Here is a 17,388-nt window from a genome sequence, read left to right as displayed (position 1 = left end):
CCGCTTCACCAGGTGAATTGCATTAGAGGCGAAGGCCTGAACGGAGGCGAGAAGTCCGATGCGATACCACCCCTGCCTGGGAAATTAACCTAGGCATGGTAACAGGCGGGGCCCACCGAGCAGAGAACAATGCCCCCTGTCCGATCTTTCCTGACCCGCCTGACGAGACCCACGATTGCCAGCCGGCGTGATCTCGTTCGCTACGTCGTCTTCGTGACCGTGTTCAGCCTCGTTGTCGCCCTTGCGATCGATATCACCCAGCAACTCCTGTTCTTCTCCACGTGGACAACTGCCCTCAGGTCGTGGGCCGTGACGGTCGTCGCCGTGACCGTGATCGCAACGCCAGTCGCCACAATGTTCGCTCGCGCGCAATGGGAGTTGCAGCGCGCTAAGGACGCCTTGGAGGATCTCAGCCGCACTGATCCCCTCACGGGGCTCCCCAACCGACGCGCCCTGATGGAGGCCAGCGAGGCTCCAACTTCACGGACGATGGTGCTGGTCATCGCGGACATCGACCGCTTCAAGGCCGTGAACGACACCTATGGCCATCGGGCCGGCGATGCCGTGCTCCGGGCTGTCGGTCGGATCATGACCCAACGTCTGGCCAGCCACGGGCTAGTAGGACGCCTCGGTGGGGAGGAGTTTGCTCTTATTTCCTCGAACGCCTCGCTCGACCAGATCATTCCCGCGCTCCGTGACCTGTTGCGGGCGATCGAGACCACACCGTTTGTCACGCCCGGCGGCGCGGTCCGGATCACGATGTCAGCCGGCGTTGCCATCCGGGATCAGTCGGAGCCGTTCGAGCGGCTGTACTCGGAGGCCGACGAGGCACTGTACCTCGCCAAGCGTTCTGGCCGGAACCGGATCGAGCTGTCGGCTCGGGCCAGGGAGGCTCTTCCAGCCGATCAGCAAGCTGATCACCCGAGCATGGCATAGAAGCGCTCGGTGCGGCGATAAGACGGAACAAGCCATTGCCGAACGGAATGAGTGACCAAGCTTCGTCAGAGCTCGGATTGCCAGTCGGCCGCATGCTGGAAGCCGAAGTGGCCCTGCGGCTCGCCGAGTTCATCCTGTCGCTTCCTGGCTCCGGTGCGATGGCCAGCGTCGCGATCGACGCTGCCAGCACAAAGGTCCGCGAGACCGTTACCTTTGATATCGGCCGCTTCATGGCGGTCACTGGATGGGAGCCGATCAAAGAGCCGCAGCTCGGCCGGAACGCCTGGACCGGCGCTTACCGGCGCGGTGACAAGACGATCCGGGTGCACTCGCGGCCGGGCGAAGGTGATGTGGTCGCGACGGTCGACGGCCGCCGGATCATCGCGGAATGCACGAACGGACCCCTGGTCCACAAGGCCGGACGCGCAGAGCACTCGCTGCTCACGACGGCGCTTGGCCAGACGCTCCTGTTCGACGTTTCCGCCGACGACATTGCGGTCGTCGCGGTGCCGGACACGCTTTTTTTCCGCCGGCTGGCTGAGGTCTGGCGGGAACGCCCGCTCGTCAGTCGGGCCGGTATCAAAATCGCACTGGTTAACCGCAACGGCACTGTCGTCGGCCTAGTCGTTTGATCGAACGCGGCGGCATCCGTGACCGAATTTGAATCACTGATGCAGGTTGCAAGCTACTCCCAGGATCGTTGCATTTGCTATCCTGCCACAGAGCGTTCCGGCTGGCTGACAAGTGCCCGGCGTATCATTGGCGAAAGGTCACGCTCGTTCAGTTTCGCGAGCGCACCGTCCGAATCCGTGCCGAGAGTGACGCGTTTGGCACCGCCGAGCCGGTCGACCGGCAGCCGTCGGCAAAGGAGGTCCGCAAGCGCTGCATCTTCGACCGCACAGATGATCTGGCGCCCCTCCGCCACCAGCTGGGCGGCGACCTCCGCCAGATGGACGGTGCGGAAGTCGTCGACATGCGGGACTGGGTCGTCGAGCAGGATCGTGCGCCACCGGCTCCATGCCAGCGAGACGTTGATGGATAGCAGGAATGCCAAGCCGGTCGCCCTTCGTTGCCCGCTGGAGAAGAGAAACTGCGGATTGAGGTTCTCGCCGACTTGGAGCTTCAGGAAACGCTTCACGTCGCCTCGGATGGAGTATTCGATGTCGCGCCAGACCGGATGCGGACGCAGTCGACGGTAGAACTCCGCCATGAGCGGAAGAACCCGATCAAGCCGCCGATCGAGGGTTTCGCTGGCTGCCCTTCGGGCCGCATCATGGATGGCGGACGCTACGGCCTCAGCCCGCCGTGCTTGACCGGCCCGTTCCTGGGTCCGCGTGAGGATCTGTTTGGCTTCGGCCTCGGCATGTTGGGCCCTCTCAAGTTCGCCGCTGAGGCGGAGCGTCTCAAGAATGCGCAGGTCCTTGCGAGCGGCCTCGATTGATGTCCGGAGCTCGGATTGACGGTTCTTGATTTCGTCGAGTGTCGGTCCTTCCGCCAAGCCATTCAGCTTGAGGTCGTTGTCGAACGTCTTGAGGAAGTCCTCCACCTTGCGATAGGCGGCATAGCACGCCGCTGCATTCGCTTGAGCGGTCGCAAGAGCGCTCTTGGCCGCCTCGATTGCCTGCTCGCGCTTCGCCTCCTCAGCGGCTTGGTCGTCCAGCCGTCGCGCGAGTGCTTCGGCGACCGCTATGCCGTTCTCAAAGTCCTCGTGCGGCTGGCCTTTCGCGCACAGCGGGCAGCATCCGCCCTGGAGGCCGACTTTGCGGCCGAGCGAAATCAGGCCGATCAAGTCGCGAGCTTGCGCGGCCAGGGCAGATGCAGACGCTGTTGCAGGCTTCTGTGACACAGTCTTCAACGCCTCTGCGGCGTCGTCGCTGGCGTCCTCTGCCTCCTGCCGGGATTTGGCGAGGTCTGGCAGGCGCAGGCGTTGTTCGCGGGCCGCCTCCCACCGGGAGGCGAGGCTTTCAAGCGCGTCGATGCGTGCGACGGCGGCGGCAAGGCGCTCGCGGACTGGACCCGCGAGTTTGTCTGGCGACGCTTGCGTGTCAGCGAACAGTCGTAGCCGCGCAACTGCCTCGGACATGACCTCGTCTGCGACGAGGCCTGCGCGGACTTCATCGATCCGACGGGCGGTGAGCGCGACGGCGTTGTTTGCCGCGGTGACTTCCTGTTGCGCCGCAGTCGTTCTGCGCTTTGACGCGGCCAAAAGCTGCGAAGCCTTCGTGATCCACTCGTCCGCGTCGTTGGCTCCGAGCGCCTCGCGCAGGAGCGCGTATCGCTCCGTTTCCTTGAGGTCGAGGCTGAGGCTGGCGATGTGCTCGTCCCGAATGATCGAGGTTGAGCAGAGTTGCTTCAACGGCGATTGGGGGGCGAGAGCGGAGTCGCAGAGTCTTGCGGCAACCTTCTCCAGCTGCGCGGGATCGGGCTCCCCGAACTGCGTGCGGCGGATGTTGATCTCCTCATCCCCGCTCCGGAAACCGACGTCGACGTACCGATCGTCCGGGGACGGTCCCTTGCCAGTCCACCAGATGTAGTCCGCCACGGACTGGCCGGCAGCCTTCGCGTCGTTGTACTTGCTCAGGGTGCCGGTCAGCGCGAATTCGATCGCATCGAATATCGTGCTCTTTCCGACGCCGTTTCGGCCGTCGATAATGGTGAACCGTTCGGCAAACTCGATGCGGATCGGCTTCCGGTACCCGCGGAAGCCGCAAAGGTCGACATAGGCGAGCTTCACGGTGCCTCCTCTAGGACTTGAATGATCGCGGCTTCGTCGGCGTTCGAGAAGAAGGCTTCGATTGCGCGCACAGGCAGCTCGGTCGTGCGCTCGCGGATCTCGTCGGGCATGTTGACGGCCTCGAGCATGGGGGCGGCTTGAAGCGGGAGCAGCGGCAGGAGGGCAGCCCGCAGATCCGACATGTCGGCAATGCCGGCCCGTGCGATCTTACGCGTGCCTACGAGGTCCTCCTCGATCGCTCCCAGGGTCGTCGCGCCGGCAAAGTCGGCATCCCGTCTGGCGAGCAGGACCATGTAGGTATTCCATGCCTTTTGGCCTGCGCGGCGGAGGCCGAACTGTTGGGACGCGACAGCCCGCTCGGCATCCTTGTCCCAAGCGGCCAATAGGTCCTCTGGGCCGTCATAAGCGATGAGGAACCCGAGGACGGTGTCGCTCTCGAACGCAAGTCCGGTTCGCTCGCCCAGGTCGATGATGTCCGTGGAGAAGCCGGCCTCCGACAGGATTTCGGCGCTGGCCGATGTGATGTCGATCATAGGCCCAACTCCTGGACGGCTTCAGGTCGGGTGAGCCAGCGGCTCGAGCTCCCCCGCGTGATGGTCGGCGTCGTCGCGCCTCGGACGATATCGGACGGGAGCGGGTAAGCCTCGGCACCCACGGCAATGACGATATCTGGCGCTACGGACGGTGCCGTCTCTCGCTCGAAGTCAGCCTTTACTCGGTGGAGCGGCTGGTTGGGCGTACGCAGGACCCGGATCAGGCGGCCGTTCAAGCGCCAGTATGGCCCGTCAGGGACTGCGCCGCCAGCCCTCAGCTTCAACAGGATAAGCCCAAGCAGCGCCTCTTCCGGAGGAACGGTTTCGCGAGATGGCTCGCGTGGTTTGCGCCCTTCCAGGTCCCGGCGCATCTGCCATAATGTATCGTTGTCGGCGTCCGGGAGCTCGAACCATGCGGGTTCGGCCAAGCTGCCGGTCTCAACCTCGAACTCGTCTCGGCCCGAGAACAGGACACGGCGCACGAACGATCTCGAGAAATCCAGCCGCAGGCGGTCGAGGAACTCTGCCCCTGACGCCCTGACATGATGGAAGCCGGCCGCTGCCCTCTGGCCCAGGGCGTAAAGTGAGGGGGCCTTTTCGGGAAATGCAGCGCTGTCTGCAGGGTCGACGACGATGACCTTTGACGGGCGGGCAGCCCCTAGCGTGCGTTCCAGCACGGCGTTGAGATAGTCCCAATCGCTCCAGTACCCGACGACGAGGAGGTCCCGGTCGAGAAGGTTGGCGCTCAGCCACTTCTCGCTTGAGGCGATGCGCTGCGCCACAGGGTCGGCATCGATCTGGCCGGGAGCCCAGACCGTATTGTCGGGATCGCAGGTTCGGCAGCCGTGAATTTTTAGGAGAGGCGAGGATACGGGCGGAAGCCTGGCGACGCTGACGCCATCTATGCCCATGCCGATCTGACCAAAAAGCATGTGTCCGGCCGCTTCGATCATGCAGTCGACATTGGTCGTGACGGCGATCCGAAGCCCTCGGACAAGGAGCAGGTCGGCGACCGCGTGATGGCCGGAATTGGGGTGCCCGGCGAAAGCGTTCGGGTCGATCAGGTTGCGGAGATAGACCGTCGCAAGCTCACCGCGGCGGAAGAAGAACTCCGCCTGGTCCTCAATGCCGGGTGGTAGCGGATCTCGGGTAGCGCCATACTGCGCGTCATACTTGCGTTTGGCCTCCCTCGCCAGCGTTGCCGCACTCGGCAAGGAGCTTGGCTCCGCCATAGAGAGCCCTGCACCACAGAGGATTGCAAGGCGGTCGCCAAGCAAGGAATCGAAGGCGGCAGAAACGCCTTCTTGGATTGAGGTTGGCTGCATGTAGGATAATTAACCTGGAAACACCCTAGCGGGCAGTGCTTGGTCGCGGAAGTCGTGCTTTGCTTATCCGGATCCGGCGGGTTTGGGCAACGAGGCTTTTAGTCATGGTGAGGCCGCGCCCGTTAGGGGTAAACGGTCGCGCCCTGTGGCAGAGGGCAAAGTTTCATGGCTTGGATGCGTGCAAGGACTGAATGAGACCAGAATATCGCTTCAATGTGATAACTCTGGGCCACAGCACGATGTTGGTTGCACCCAATCTGTCGATGCCAAGCAAGCCTCATCTGAAATCCCGCGTCGCGATCCGGATGACGGGCGCTTCGGCGCGCTGCTCAGGCAGCTCGGCGGGCATCATGTCGATGGTCTCCTTCGGCCCTTTGCGCAGGCGGTCGCGCGTGCCCCCCATTGAGTAGCCCTCGCGCGGCGGCGCCAGTGGTGATGGGCCATGAACCCGTTGCGGCGTCGCGCGTTGTTCGCGGAAGCCGCAACCAGCGTGAATGTCAAGCCTGTGCCCCTTCCAAGCCGAGATCCATCGTCCGACAGGCTACACCGGCAGAACCGCCTCCTCGCCATCCTGCCCCAAGATGTACTGACGGCCCTGACCGAACAAGCCAGCATTGTTCCTCTCGCCCGCGGGCGCGTCCTCCAGGAGATTGGAGAGCCGGTCCGTGAGGTGCTGTTCCCCCACAGCGGCGTCATCGCCCTTGTCTCGGACATGGGCGACCGTCGAGGAGCCGGCACGCTGACCATAGGAGCCGAAGGTTACCTCGGCTTCTGGGCCGTTCTCGGCGGAGATCACCGGGCTCTCAGCCGCGCCGATGTCCAGGTTCCGGGCACCGCGACCCGGGTTCCGATTGATGGGCTCCTGGCTTTGTCCTGGACGTATGCCCCACTCAGGGACCTCCTATTGAGATACTGCAAGGTGCTTCTCAAGCAGGCCATCCAGACGGCGGCCTGCAACGGGCTGCACCCGCTGTCGGCCCGCTGCGCCCGCTGGGTGCTCGTCGCCCATGACCGGGCACACGGCGCCGACACGATCGATCTGTCCCAAGCCTTCCTTGCCATCACGCTTGGCGTCCGGCGTCAGAGCGTCAGCGCGGTTGCCGCGAAGTTCCAGGAGAATGGCTTGTTGCGGGTTGACCACGGGCGGATGACAGTGCTCGACCGGCCGGGGCTCGAGGCTGCGTCGTGCTCTTGCTACGGCACCGTGCGCCGGATCTATGATGCGATCGTGCCTTCGGTCACCGACTGAGGGTGTCGGTCTGCATCGTCAACCGCACGGTAAGACCATCCCGGGACCAATCCTGCTCCATGACGGCTCCCAGCTGGGAGGTCGCACTTTTCTGCGCCAGCCTTGTCCCAAAGCCCTGCCGTGTGGGAGGCCCCTCAACCGCTGGTCCGTTCCGCTCCTGCCAGGTCAGACGGTATTCGGTCCCGGCAAGGCTTTCCCCCGTGATCGTCACGCGACCGTCGGGTTGTGAGAGGCTGCCATACTTGATGGCGTTGGTGGCAAGTTCATGCACGATGAGAGCGAGAGCCGTACCTGCGCTGACTCCGACAGGAGCATCATCGCCCGCGACAGCCACGCGACGATCATGGGGGCTGTTCGACGGCTCAGGGGGGGCAGCCTGCTCCTGAGCGTACGGACGAATGAGAATTGCCAGAAGGTGCAGTACCGTCCGCCGCGTCGGCTCGACTTCGAACCACGGGGTATGCGGTTGAATGTACTCGTGGGCTTGCGCAAGGCCGTTCAGCCGCTGCAGGAACTCACTTGCGAACGGCTTGGCAGCATCGTCGCCGCGCGACGTAAGGGTCACGAGGCTCGAGACGACCGCGAAGATGTTCTTGATCCGGTGGGACAGCTCGCGACCGATCAGCTCCCGTTGTTCTTCCGACGATTTCAGGTCGTGGACGTCCGTACAGGTCCCGAACCATCGCTCGACCGATCCGTCAGACCGCCGGATCGGCAGTGCTCGGCCCAAGGTCCAGCGATACTCGCCGTCGTGACGGCGCAGCCTGTAGTCGACCTCGTAGGGCTCCCCGGTGGCGAGTGAATGCCGCCAGCGCTCCCACGCCCTGTTCTGGTCGTCGGGATGAAACATCCCGCTCCAGGCGTCCCCGTCGGTTGATCCGTAGGGCGTGCCGGTGAACTCGTACCAGCGGTCGTTGTAATAGTCGTGGTAGCCGTCCGGCCGCGCCGACCAGACCATTTGGGGCATGGTGTTGAGGATGGCTTTGAGGCGCGCTTCGCCCTCCAGAACTCCCGCGATGCCCGGATCGTCCCTCGTCATGTCCTGAAGCGTGCCAACAAGGCGGAGGGGGCTTGAGCGGCCATGAGGCTTGCCATCCGGCGGTCGGTCAACCATGCCGGTCGCGGCGATCCAGACTGGGGCTCCGTCGCTGGGCCGGAGGACCCGGAACTCGTCGACGTACCGGGAGCCATATCCAGCCTCGAAGGTTCGTTGCAGGCGGGTGCGCGTCAGCGCACGGTCGTCCGGATGCAGGAGCGCCAGAAAGGCCGCCATGCTCATCGGCCAGTCAGGCCCCGGACTGTCATCCGCACCAAGCAGAAGACGGCGGCAGATCGCATCGCCGTGGAACTGGTCGTTCTCAAGGTCAATCCACCACAGGCCGAGGTCTCTTGCCTTGAGCGCGAGCGCGAGCAGATGCTCGTGTCCGGCAGCAGGATTCTCCTGTTGCCCTGGAATAACTCCTGTGCCGCCATCCTTCGGCTGGGGCGACGCACCCAGGCATTCATCGTTCATGACGAGTGTGCCGCCTATGAAACGAGCGCTCGGCCACCGTCTTCGTGTTTGATCGGCGGTTTGACTGCGTGCTCACAGATCGGTCGCCGTGATAATGCCCTGCGGCCGGACCTCGGGCAGGACGCGGTTGAAGTGCTGGTTGACGGCCGCATAGCACTCACAGGACGCTTCCTGCAGGCGGGTCCGATCCATGACAATGATCTGGCCGCGGGCATAGCGGATCAGCCCACGGGCGCGTAATGCTCTGGCAACCCCCGTGATCGTGGTGCGCTGCACGCCAAGCATCTCAGCGAGGGCTTCTTGGGTCAGCGGGATTTCGCTGCTGTTCACGCGATCCTGGGTCGTCAGCAGCCAGCGGCAGCACCGCGCCTCCAATGAGTGCAGGGCATTGCAGGCCACGGATTGAATGATCTGCGCCAGCAGCGCGTCCGCATACCGGCTGAACAGGTCGCGCAACGTCGAGGACCGCACTTTGGCTTCTTCGAGGCGCGTCGTCTCGATGCGCAGCGCCGGACCGGGGATCTGGACTTCGGCGCGCGTGAAGGCTGGCTTGTGGCCTGACGAGACGATACCCCCGACCGCCCCCTCGCGCCCAATTGTGGCCGCTTCCGCGCCTCGTCCCGAGTGCATGAGGACGATGAGCGAGACCATCGTGCTGCCGCCCGGGAAGTAAGTCCGAGTGACTTCATCGCCCGGATCGAAGAGGATCTCTCCCTGGTACAGAGTGACGGCTTCGAGATGCGGTTCGAGCAGAGCGCGATCGCTCGGACTGAGCGACACCAGGAGGCGATTGGTCACCATATGCCTGGCCACGGCTGTATCGGCATCGGCGTTGAGCGTCCGATTTGGTTTCATGAAATTTCCCCAGCCTGCAGTCCGGACAATCTGAGGGTTGTCCTTGGGCGGACCAGCAGGGTGCAAAAATCAGGTTGTCAGAAATCAGACTTTTTGTCTGTCGAGTCCTCGACTTAGCTTTGCATTATTTTCGAGGCACTCTTGAGGATCCCGTGAAACGGCTTCCAAACTGAAGCCAAAGCAGGCGGCCTGAACAGGCGCGACTGAATTGGGTTCGCTGCAAGCGATGGATCGCGTGCGAGGCCGATGGTCTGGTTCCGGCCGTCCCGTCCACTCTGGCGAGACATGACCCCGTCGTTTGCGTGCCGCCCGGACGCTCCACAGGGCAAACATGTCTAAACGGGCAGCCAATGCTTCCGCCGGCGTGGCAGCTCCCTTGCTTCCTGGCTCATAAGACTTGCTTCAGGCAATCTTCTTGGCCAAGGCGACGACCACCTTCTTAAACGGCGCCATGGCCGGCAGGTCCCTTCCAGTCAGCCATGCCCGTCCGGCACGGAGCTCGACCGCCTCATCGTGCACCTCGTCGATGGGCAGGAGGGACCTGGCCGAGGGCGCGGGGCTGCGAGGACCTGCAGCGGAGGACGGGCCGAACGGAGGTGATCGTAGTCGTCGGACGGCTGACGTCTCACATGGCCGCCAACATCGCCCTCCGAGCGCTTCAGGATGATTCCTCGGTGGCACCTCGCCGCCCATCGCTTGGAACGGATTTCCGGGCAGGGGACAGTGCGTCGGGCTTATGAGGAGATCCGCAAAGGCGTTGGGCGCTGACCACCTGCGTCCTGGATAATCAGCCACACCTAAGGCGGAATTGACACGCGGAGCTTCGCAGCTGACATCTCAGAAAAGGCTGTTCAAGAGCCATATGAGATCGAGTGCTGCATGTCGGGGCAACGTCCGTACTTCAATAAGGGGACTACTGAGCTCACAGCTCTGTTTGAGGCTTCCCGCGACAACCGCGCCGTCCTGGAGGCGCTCGCCGAGGAACTGAAGCACCGCGACCGGCCCAAGGCCCGGGATCTGGCAGCCGAAGTCGGGGAAGCCCTGCTGCATCTCAGGCGAGCCGATGCTCAGGCCGTGGGTGCCGGCGGATCGCAGTGCCCGGCGACCGGGAGGGCTGCACCGGAGCCGTCGCCGACCGCCACCGTCCTGCCCTTTCCACCTCGACCGGCCCCTGAGCCGCCAGCTGACGAACCGCGTTCCCACAGGCCGGTGGAACCGCGAGAGGCTCCAAGGCAGCAGTCAGCTCCCCCGACCGAGGACCTGGGTACGCTGCCCACGTTCCCGAGCCCCCCGGGCCCTGACGAGCCGCGTGCCCTGCTCGCCGCATGGACGGCGTTGGAAGCCCTGTCGCCCCAGACCTACCGGAAGCCGGAGGATCTGGCTGCCGGCGACCGCCGGTGTGTTGCCGACCTCGCCGCTGGGCAGGTGCCATGGGGGGCGGGCGAGCGCTCGCGTCCCAACAAGAAGCTCTACTATCAGGTGGTCCTCGGGGCGATCGCGATGGACCGTGCGACCGACGAGCTCATGAAGGCCTTCGGGACCGACGAGGAGCGCAGCCGCCGGGAGCGAGAGAAGGCAGCGATCGCAGCCGTGCTGGTGGACAAGGCCGGTTTCGTTCTTGAGGACAATGCCATCGCCGTGTCCTCCTTCGCATGGGCCCTGCCGCATGCCCTGAAGCTCAACCTCGGAGGGCTAGGGGCATGGCCGCGGGTCGAACGGACCCTGCTCGACCGCGTCGACCAGATCGTGCGGCGGAAGGACTCTAACGGGAAGCCACTGCCGCTGGACATGGCCACCGTCCGGCGGGCGCACGATTGGCTCGTCGCGCAGTTCCGGCTACCCGCACACCTCGTCGAGAAGCCGACATTCGCCCTGCGGGTCTACCATTACTACAAGTCCAAGACGCCGCCGGAAGCCTCGCTCCTGAACTCCTTCTTCCTGGCAGACCTCGCCAGGGCGTCCGAACTCGTCGGCAACGGCAACGCCGGTCCTGGCCTGCGGCGCTATCTCGGCATGGAGCATCCCGGCAAGACCGAGGACGTCCTCGCCGACCTGACGCTCATCGAGCCCGCGGTTGCTCCGGCCCAGATGCCTCCGGCGCGCTGGCCGTCACAGGGTGGTCACCCGCTCGTGCTGCTCCAGCAGGCTGCCGTGAACTTGGCTCGCTCCGAGCTTGGAGGCGGCGGTGGCATCATGGGTGTCAACGGTCCGCCCGGCACCGGAAAGACAACGCTGCTGCGCGACTTGGTCGCGAGCTGCGTCGTCGACCGCGCCGCCGCCATGGTGCGGTTCGATGATCCGGCTTCAGCCTTCACCAGCTCGGGACAGAAGATATCGGTCGGAGGCAACGCCTTCCTCCACCTCTACCGGCTCGATCCCAGCCTCAAGGGGCACGAGATCCTGGTCGCGTCGAGCAACAACAAAGCCGTCGAGAACGTTAGCCGCGAGCTGCCTCTGAAGAAGGAGTTCGGCCGGCCAACCGAGGTCGCCTACTTCCGCTCGATCAGCGACCGCCTCGCGAACTCCGTCGGGCTCGATGACGACGATGTGGACGCTGACATCAAGGCCGTCGAAACCTGGGGCCTGATCGCCGCCGTGCTCGGCAACGCGAAGAACCGGGCCGCCTTCCAGCAGAAGTTCTGGTGGGACGAGGAGTTCGGCTTCCGCGTCTATCTCAAGGCGGCCAAGGGAGGGTCTGTCGTCCGCGAGATCAAGGATCCCGTTACGGAACGGGTGATCGAACGGCGCACGCCCGAGGTGGTCGTCCGGGAGCAGCCGGCATCGGGAGATGCGGCCGCTGCGCGCTGGCGCAAGGCTAGGTCCCGGTTCAAGGCACTGATGCGGGAGATCGAGGCCGAACTCAAGAGCCTGGAGGAGCTGCGGGCTACCTGCCAGCGCCTGCCCGGAGAGCGCGACAAGTTCGCCAAGCTCGAGGAGCAGCACGCAGCGCTTGAGCAGCAGGGTGCCGACGCCAGACGTGCCCTCGATGCGCGAACCTCCGAACACGCGGAGCTGGCCGATGACGCCAGGCGCCAGGAGATCGCCCAGGCAAGCCATGCCTTGTTGCGCCCCGGATTCTTCGCACGCCTGTTCGGCACCGCCAGCTGGAAGGAGTGGTCGAGGGAGGCGAAGGAACTTGCCGACCGTACGAAGGAAGCCCAGGGAAGGGCGGCGGCAGCAGAGAGGGCGAGGGTCGACGCCCGTGCCGCCTCCGACGCCTTGGCCAGCAGGGTCTCGGCCTCGGCGAAGGACCTAACAGGCCAAAGGGATCTCGTATCCCGGCTACGCCAAGCGGTCGACAAAGGCCGGGCGGAGATTGGGGACAGGCTCATCGACCCAGGCTTCTTCGGCGGCGATCACGAGAAGATCCATCTGACGGCTCCGTGGCTGCCCGACACCCTCCAGCGCAAGCGCGAGGAACTCTTCATGGCCGCCCTGGACGTTCAGAAGGCGTTCGTCGACGCCTCGGCCCAGAAGGTGCAGCATAACCTGGGTGCCCTGATGAGCGCCTTCACGGCGGGGGCGTTCCCGGAGGAGGAGAAGAAGGCGCTGCTGGGCGACCTGTGGTCCACGCTCTTCATGGTCATCCCGGTCGTGTCGACCACGTTCGCGTCCGTCGACCGGATGCTCGGCGACCTGAAGCCAGGAAGCCTTGGTTGGCTTCTGATCGACGAGGCCGGTCAGGCGCTGCCGCAGGCTGCCGTCGGAGCGATCATGCGGGCGAAGCGGTCCATCGTCGTCGGGGATCCGCTCCAGATCCCGCCAGTGGTCTCGCTGCCCGACCGCCTCACTGCCGAGATCTGCACGTTCTTCAAGGTCGACATGGCCGAATGGGCGGCGCCGATCGCCTCCGCGCAGACGCTTGCGGACAAGGCCTCCAAGACGAAGGCGTCGTTCAGGTCGGACCAGGGCAGGCGGACTGTCGGAGTGCCGCTGCTGGTGCATCGCCGCTGCCAGGATCCCATGTTCGGGATCTCCAACCAGATCGCCTATGCCGGCGAGATGGTGCATGCCCCGAAACCGAAGGATCCCGGGCCTGTCGGAAGGCTGCTGGGCCAGTCCTCCTGGTTCGACATCGACGGGACGGCGGAGACCAAGTGGTGTCCCGACGAGGGCGAGATCGTCGTCCGGATGCTGAGAGCGGTCGCCGCAGCCGGCATCACCTCGCCGGACATCTTCGTGATCACGCCGTTCAAGATCGTCGAGCAGGAGATGCGCCGGCGGCTGGAACGGGAGCGGGACGTCTTCTCGGCGTTTCAGGCGCAACCTGACGAGTGGGCAAGGGACCGCGTCGGGACGATCCATACCTTCCAGGGCCGCGAGGCCGAGACGGTGATCCTCCTGCTCGGCGCTCCGAACGCGGGCCAGCATGGCGCGAGGAGATGGGCCGGCTCCGGTCCCAACATCCTCAACGTCGCCGTCACGCGCGCGAAGCAGAACCTCTACGTGGTCGGTTCATACGGCGCCTGGTCGGGGATCCCGAACTTCAGCGAGATGGCGCAGCTTCTGCCGCGGGTGCGTGTGTCATGATGAGCGCGGCGCTCCCTGCCCGGGGACATGGGGCCTCGAAGAAGGGCAACCTTAGTCGCAAGAGAGATCTGAGCAGGGCGTCACAGTGCGTCATGGTCACTTGGCGCACCCTCCGCTCCGCCAGGGAGTGCCTATGACAAAACGTGATGCTACTGGGGCGGAGACGCCGACGGGCGCCGACGCCCTCCATCCGTCGTTCCTCTACTATGGGGAGACGACCGCGAAGCCGTTTCCTCTGATCTTGGTGATCGGCCGCGAGCCCCAAGTCGACAAGGCTGTCACCCCAGGCGCAGGCCCCTACGATTTCAGGGGCAGTCCCAGATGCGCCTTCTGGAATTCCGCGGCGGGACTGGCCGCCCGCTACAGCGGCGTTCCGGGAATGACGACGGCAGCCATCAAGCGGGAGTTTCAGGCTGCCCGAGCTGCGCCCCTGGTCTTTGCCGACGCTCTTCCAATCGGGTTGTCGGACAAGACCCCGCCGCGCGACAAGGCCCGTCTGCGTCGCGCGGTCCCGAAGGCGGCGATCGACCGACACCTCGCCTACGTCCTCTGTCTCGATGACCGCCCCGACCCCCAAGTCCGATCGCTTCTGAACAGGGTTGAGTTCGTGATCCTCTCCGGTCATGCCGCTCCCGGATTCGAGTATTCCTCAGGCGTTCTGGTCAGGCATCTCGAGGGGTTGAGAATACCATTCGTCAGGACAGCCTTCCTCTACGGGTCGAACATGCCGGGGATCCTCTCAGCGTTAGCCGCCTCGGGCTGGGATGCGAGGTTCGGGAGCGTCATGCGCAGGTTCTGGGGCGACAGCCCGTAAGCTCCTCGGCTGAACGAGCTGCACCATGACGGCTTCAAGCACGATATCGATCGCCGCCTCGCTGCCGAAGTGGTCATGTCGTCGAGGTTCTCCCTGATCGTTCTCTTTGATCCCGAATTCGGGGACAGGGCAGGGGTCGGCCGCGGCTGCTCCCGAGGCGTCGGATCGCCCCGGGCCCGGAGGAGGGCGGTCCCGCCCGCCAAGGCCGTGCCGGTTCGGACAGACATCCCGATCCTGCCTTTCCATGGTTACCGTGTTGCGTCAGCTTTCTCATCTGATAGTTGGCCATCCGTTCTCTGAATACCCGCCCTGTTTCCGCAGCTGAGGGCCTTGAGGTTCTGCAGAAAGCTAAGTGCCGTTAAGCTCGGTCTGAGCCCCTGCCGTGGATGGGCACCTGACCAAGCTCGGAGCAGCCGGCTCGGAAGCGCCGGCGGCGACGCTTCGCATGACGCACTTGGTGCTCTATCTTCAGCCTGAGGCTCATGGGCGGAGAAGCGGGGAGGTAATGGCGTCTCAACACAATCCCGAGGACTACCGCATGATCTTTGCTCCGGACGATTTCCAGTGGTCCGGGGAGCGAGCTCCGGGCCTCCCGATCATCTGCGAGCGTGACGGATCCGTCAGCGAGCCACTCCTCCGCTTTTTCGGATGGTCGTTCCGCTACAAGCGCACCGCGATCTCGTCCATGCGGGACGAGGCATACATCCTGAGGGAGTGGTGGGCGTATCTTGAAGGCCGGGGATGTCGCTGGGACGAAGTCGACGACCAGGTCATGATCGACTGGCGCGAGTGGATGAAGGAGGTGCGCGAGCGTTTGAAGGAGGCGAACAAGAAGCTCGGGGCAGATGCTCGCCGTGACAAGGATCTCCTGTCCGATCGGCGCATCGGCCGCAAACTCTCGACCTTGTTCACGTTCTACGAGAGCGCGGCCGAAGCGATGTTGCTGGACAGGGAACTGGTCGGCGCCAATGGGCCTATCACTTACCGGGCTGCGGACCGGGGCAAGGGGCGGGGCGGTGCCAGCATCCCGCCCCAAGCCACCGCATACGGCAGCGTCCGGGTGTGGCGCTGCGCGGAACCCTCAGGACGAAAGGCCACGAAACGGCCAACCCCCGACGACATGGGGGTGGCGTCTGTGTTGGCGCATCTTCGGAGCTCCGCCGAGGGCCCGGCTCTCGGTGATCGGAACTGGCTCATCGGGCGTACGGAGGCGGAAGCCGGTCTCAGGCGCGATGAGGTGGCGCGATTTTCGGTGTTGGCGCTGGAGGCTGGGCTGGCGAAGGAGGGGATCAAGGTTCCAAAACCCGAGAATAGGGCAGAGGCTGTTCGCGCGGGTTGGCAGCCACAGTTCGCAGGCCTCGATGCGGTCGCGAATTGGGCCGAGGGCCGGCAGGCCGTACTGGACGGCCTCGAGCGGCTGGAACGACGCCGCCGCACGAACATTTACATCGCCGTGACGGGGAAAGGGAACGTCACGCGGGAGGTGCCATTCCCGATCGACCTTGTCCGTGACCTCGTGACGATCGGTATTTGGAGCGTCCGGAGGGACCAGCTTTTGCGGTGGAGCAACGCCTTGGAGCCGCCGGGTCCCGCGGAGATCTTCCTGTCTGAGAAAACAAGAGGTCCGCTGGAAGCCGACGCGATCGGCAACCTCCTCAAGCACGCCTTCAGCAAGTGTGATGTCCAGGGGAGCGGCCATCGGCTCCGCGCGTACTTTGCCACCAAGCTCGCCGAGCGCCTGTGGGCCGAGGCGTTCGCGGACAATGGGTTCCGCTGGGACCAGCGCGTCGAGAACTTCGTGCTCGACAGGGTGGCCGAGGCGCTCGGGCATGCCAAACCGACCACGACGTGCCGCCACTATCTCGACCTGGGCCGGATGGCGTACTTCAAGGCGGGATCCAAGTCCGCGCTCCGGGCCATGCGGCATGTCGTGAACGCGATGGCCGCGCACCACCGCTGGATACCGCCGGAGTTCTACGCCAACATCGCCCAGTTGGTCGAGCGCCGGGGAGGCGGGGTCACCGCCATCGACGCCCTGGTGAAGGCCATCCTGGAGGATCCGGACTATGCCGTCCCCTCTACAACCACCACTGGTGGCACCCCTGCTCCGTTTAGCTTCGGTGACACTCCCTTCCTTCACATTGTCCCTACAAAGGAGTAATGTGTGAAAAAAGATCGGTGGCGAGATGATCTCGCTGGCCGCCATCGAGGCGACCGTTCAGAGCCTCTGGCCGGACAGCAACCATGTGGTCGTGGCCGTGCCGGATCCGCGCAAGGGCGAGCAGATCATCCTCATCACGGACAAGCCGGAAGCGGACCGGGACGTGCTGCTGGCCCATGCGAAGGCGCAGGGATTTCCGGAGTTGTGGATGCCGCGCTCCATCCTGGTCTCCGGCATTCCGGTGCTGGGCTCCGGCAAGACCGATTATGCCGCCGCCGTCGAGCTGGCGCGGCGCCTGCAGCCGATGCTCTAGGCCGGCTCCTCGAAAAACCTCGAACCCTTGCGTAACCGGGAGCACATTTCCACGTTGTCATGCGTGAAATGTGCTCCCGTTTGGTCAAGTCCGTATGAAGGGTTCGGGTATGAGACGAGTTGCTCTTGTTGTGGTCGCGTTGTCCTTCGCTTCGAGCGCACTCGCTCAAAATCGGCCCTTCACCCCCGGCATGACCTGCAACCAGGCGCGCGGCCTCGTGTTCTCGCGCGGCGCCATCGTTCTCGGCACAGGCACCTATACCTACGACCGCTACGTCCGCGACCGCAGCTTCTGCGAAATCAATGAGACCACCGATCCGCGTTACGTGCCGACCCGGGACACGCCGCAATGCTTCGTCGGCTACGTCTGCCGGGATGCGGATTACTTCTTCAATGATTGAGGACAGGGCTGGCGGGCTGATCGGG

General features: G+C 64.6%; 14 protein-coding genes. 8 read left to right on the top strand and 6 right to left on the bottom strand.

Annotation, left to right across the window (positions count from 1 at the left end):
* Window positions 1-129: 129 nt before the first annotated feature.
* Window positions 130-936 carry a GGDEF domain-containing protein gene (locus OC446_RS18375; RefSeq protein WP_262030472.1) on the top strand — a complete coding sequence of 269 codons (807 nt, stop codon included), beginning with the start codon at window positions 130-132 and terminating at the stop codon, window positions 934-936.
* Between the two features lie 92 nt (window positions 937-1,028).
* The gene (locus OC446_RS18370; protein WP_262030471.1) at window positions 1,029-1,568 is read left to right on the top strand and encodes a hypothetical protein; all 540 of its coding nucleotides are present in this window, start codon (window positions 1,029-1,031) and stop codon (window positions 1,566-1,568) included.
* A 77-nt stretch (window positions 1,569-1,645) separates the two neighbouring features.
* Here OC446_RS18370 and OC446_RS18365 read toward each other — a convergent pair whose 3' ends face one another.
* From OC446_RS18365 to OC446_RS18350, 4 genes are all read right to left on the bottom strand, one after another.
* Entirely contained in the window at window positions 1,646-3,670 is a 2,025-nt protein-coding gene (locus tag OC446_RS18365; RefSeq protein ID WP_262030470.1) for an AAA family ATPase, read from the bottom strand.
* Window positions 3,667-4,203, bottom strand: a complete 537-nt coding sequence (locus tag OC446_RS18360; RefSeq protein ID WP_262030469.1) for a hypothetical protein — start codon at window positions 4,201-4,203, stop codon at window positions 3,667-3,669. The genes OC446_RS18365 and OC446_RS18360 overlap by 4 nt, the downstream gene beginning before the upstream one ends.
* Window positions 4,200-5,417: a hypothetical protein gene (locus OC446_RS18355; RefSeq protein WP_262030468.1), complete on the bottom strand. Its 1,218-nt coding sequence runs from the start codon at window positions 5,415-5,417 to the stop codon at window positions 4,200-4,202. Before OC446_RS18355 ends, OC446_RS18360 begins: the two co-directional genes overlap by 4 nt.
* Window positions 5,418-5,805: 388 nt before the next feature.
* Window positions 5,806-5,931 carry a hypothetical protein gene (locus OC446_RS18350; RefSeq protein ID WP_262030467.1) on the bottom strand — a complete coding sequence of 42 codons (126 nt, stop codon included), beginning with the start codon at window positions 5,929-5,931 and terminating at the stop codon, window positions 5,806-5,808.
* Window positions 5,932-5,970: 39 nt separating this feature from the next.
* Here OC446_RS18350 and OC446_RS18345 point away from each other — a divergent pair, with 39 nt between their 5' ends.
* Window positions 5,971-6,777, top strand: a complete 807-nt coding sequence (locus OC446_RS18345) for a Crp/Fnr family transcriptional regulator (RefSeq protein ID WP_262030466.1) — start codon at window positions 5,971-5,973, stop codon at window positions 6,775-6,777.
* Here the strand turns inward: OC446_RS18345 and OC446_RS18340 are convergent.
* Both OC446_RS18340 and OC446_RS18335 read right to left on the bottom strand, forming a co-directional pair.
* Window positions 6,767-8,290, bottom strand: a complete 1,524-nt coding sequence (locus OC446_RS18340; protein ID WP_262030465.1) for a sensor histidine kinase — start codon at window positions 8,288-8,290, stop codon at window positions 6,767-6,769. The genes OC446_RS18345 and OC446_RS18340 overlap by 11 nt on opposite strands.
* Window positions 8,291-8,362: 72 nt before the next feature.
* Window positions 8,363-9,145 (bottom strand): Crp/Fnr family transcriptional regulator, encoded by a 783-nt coding sequence (locus OC446_RS18335; RefSeq protein WP_262030464.1) that lies wholly within the window; start codon window positions 9,143-9,145, stop codon window positions 8,363-8,365.
* A gap of 879 nt (window positions 9,146-10,024) precedes the next feature.
* On the opposite strand from OC446_RS18335, the gene OC446_RS18330 reads away from it, so the two are divergent.
* The 5 genes from OC446_RS18330 to OC446_RS18310 all read left to right on the top strand — a co-directional run bounded on the left by OC446_RS18330 (window position 10,025) and on the right by OC446_RS18310 (window position 17,363).
* Window positions 10,025-13,675: a DEAD/DEAH box helicase gene (locus tag OC446_RS18330; protein WP_262030463.1), complete on the top strand. Its 3,651-nt coding sequence runs from the start codon at window positions 10,025-10,027 to the stop codon at window positions 13,673-13,675.
* A gap of 133 nt (window positions 13,676-13,808) precedes the next feature.
* Entirely contained in the window at window positions 13,809-14,489 is a 681-nt protein-coding gene (locus tag OC446_RS18325; RefSeq protein ID WP_262030462.1) for a hypothetical protein, read from the top strand.
* A gap of 505 nt (window positions 14,490-14,994) precedes the next feature.
* Window positions 14,995-16,650, top strand: a complete 1,656-nt coding sequence (locus tag OC446_RS18320; protein ID WP_262030461.1) for a hypothetical protein — start codon at window positions 14,995-14,997, stop codon at window positions 16,648-16,650.
* 25 nt (window positions 16,651-16,675) lie between these two features.
* Entirely contained in the window at window positions 16,676-16,963 is a 288-nt protein-coding gene (locus OC446_RS18315) for a hypothetical protein (protein WP_262030460.1), read from the top strand.
* 109 nt (window positions 16,964-17,072) lie between these two features.
* On the top strand, window positions 17,073-17,363 hold the full coding sequence (locus OC446_RS18310; protein ID WP_262030459.1) for a hypothetical protein: 291 nt from the start codon (window positions 17,073-17,075) through the stop codon (window positions 17,361-17,363).
* Window positions 17,364-17,388 lie beyond the last annotated feature (25 nt).

It is taken from the genome of Microvirga sp. Mcv34 (assembly GCF_024519725.1).
In the GTDB taxonomy this organism is placed as follows: Bacteria; Pseudomonadota; Alphaproteobacteria; order Rhizobiales; family Beijerinckiaceae; genus Microvirga.
The sequence above is the reverse complement of the archived record's forward strand: the minus strand, read 5'-3'. Positions and strand labels throughout refer to the sequence as shown.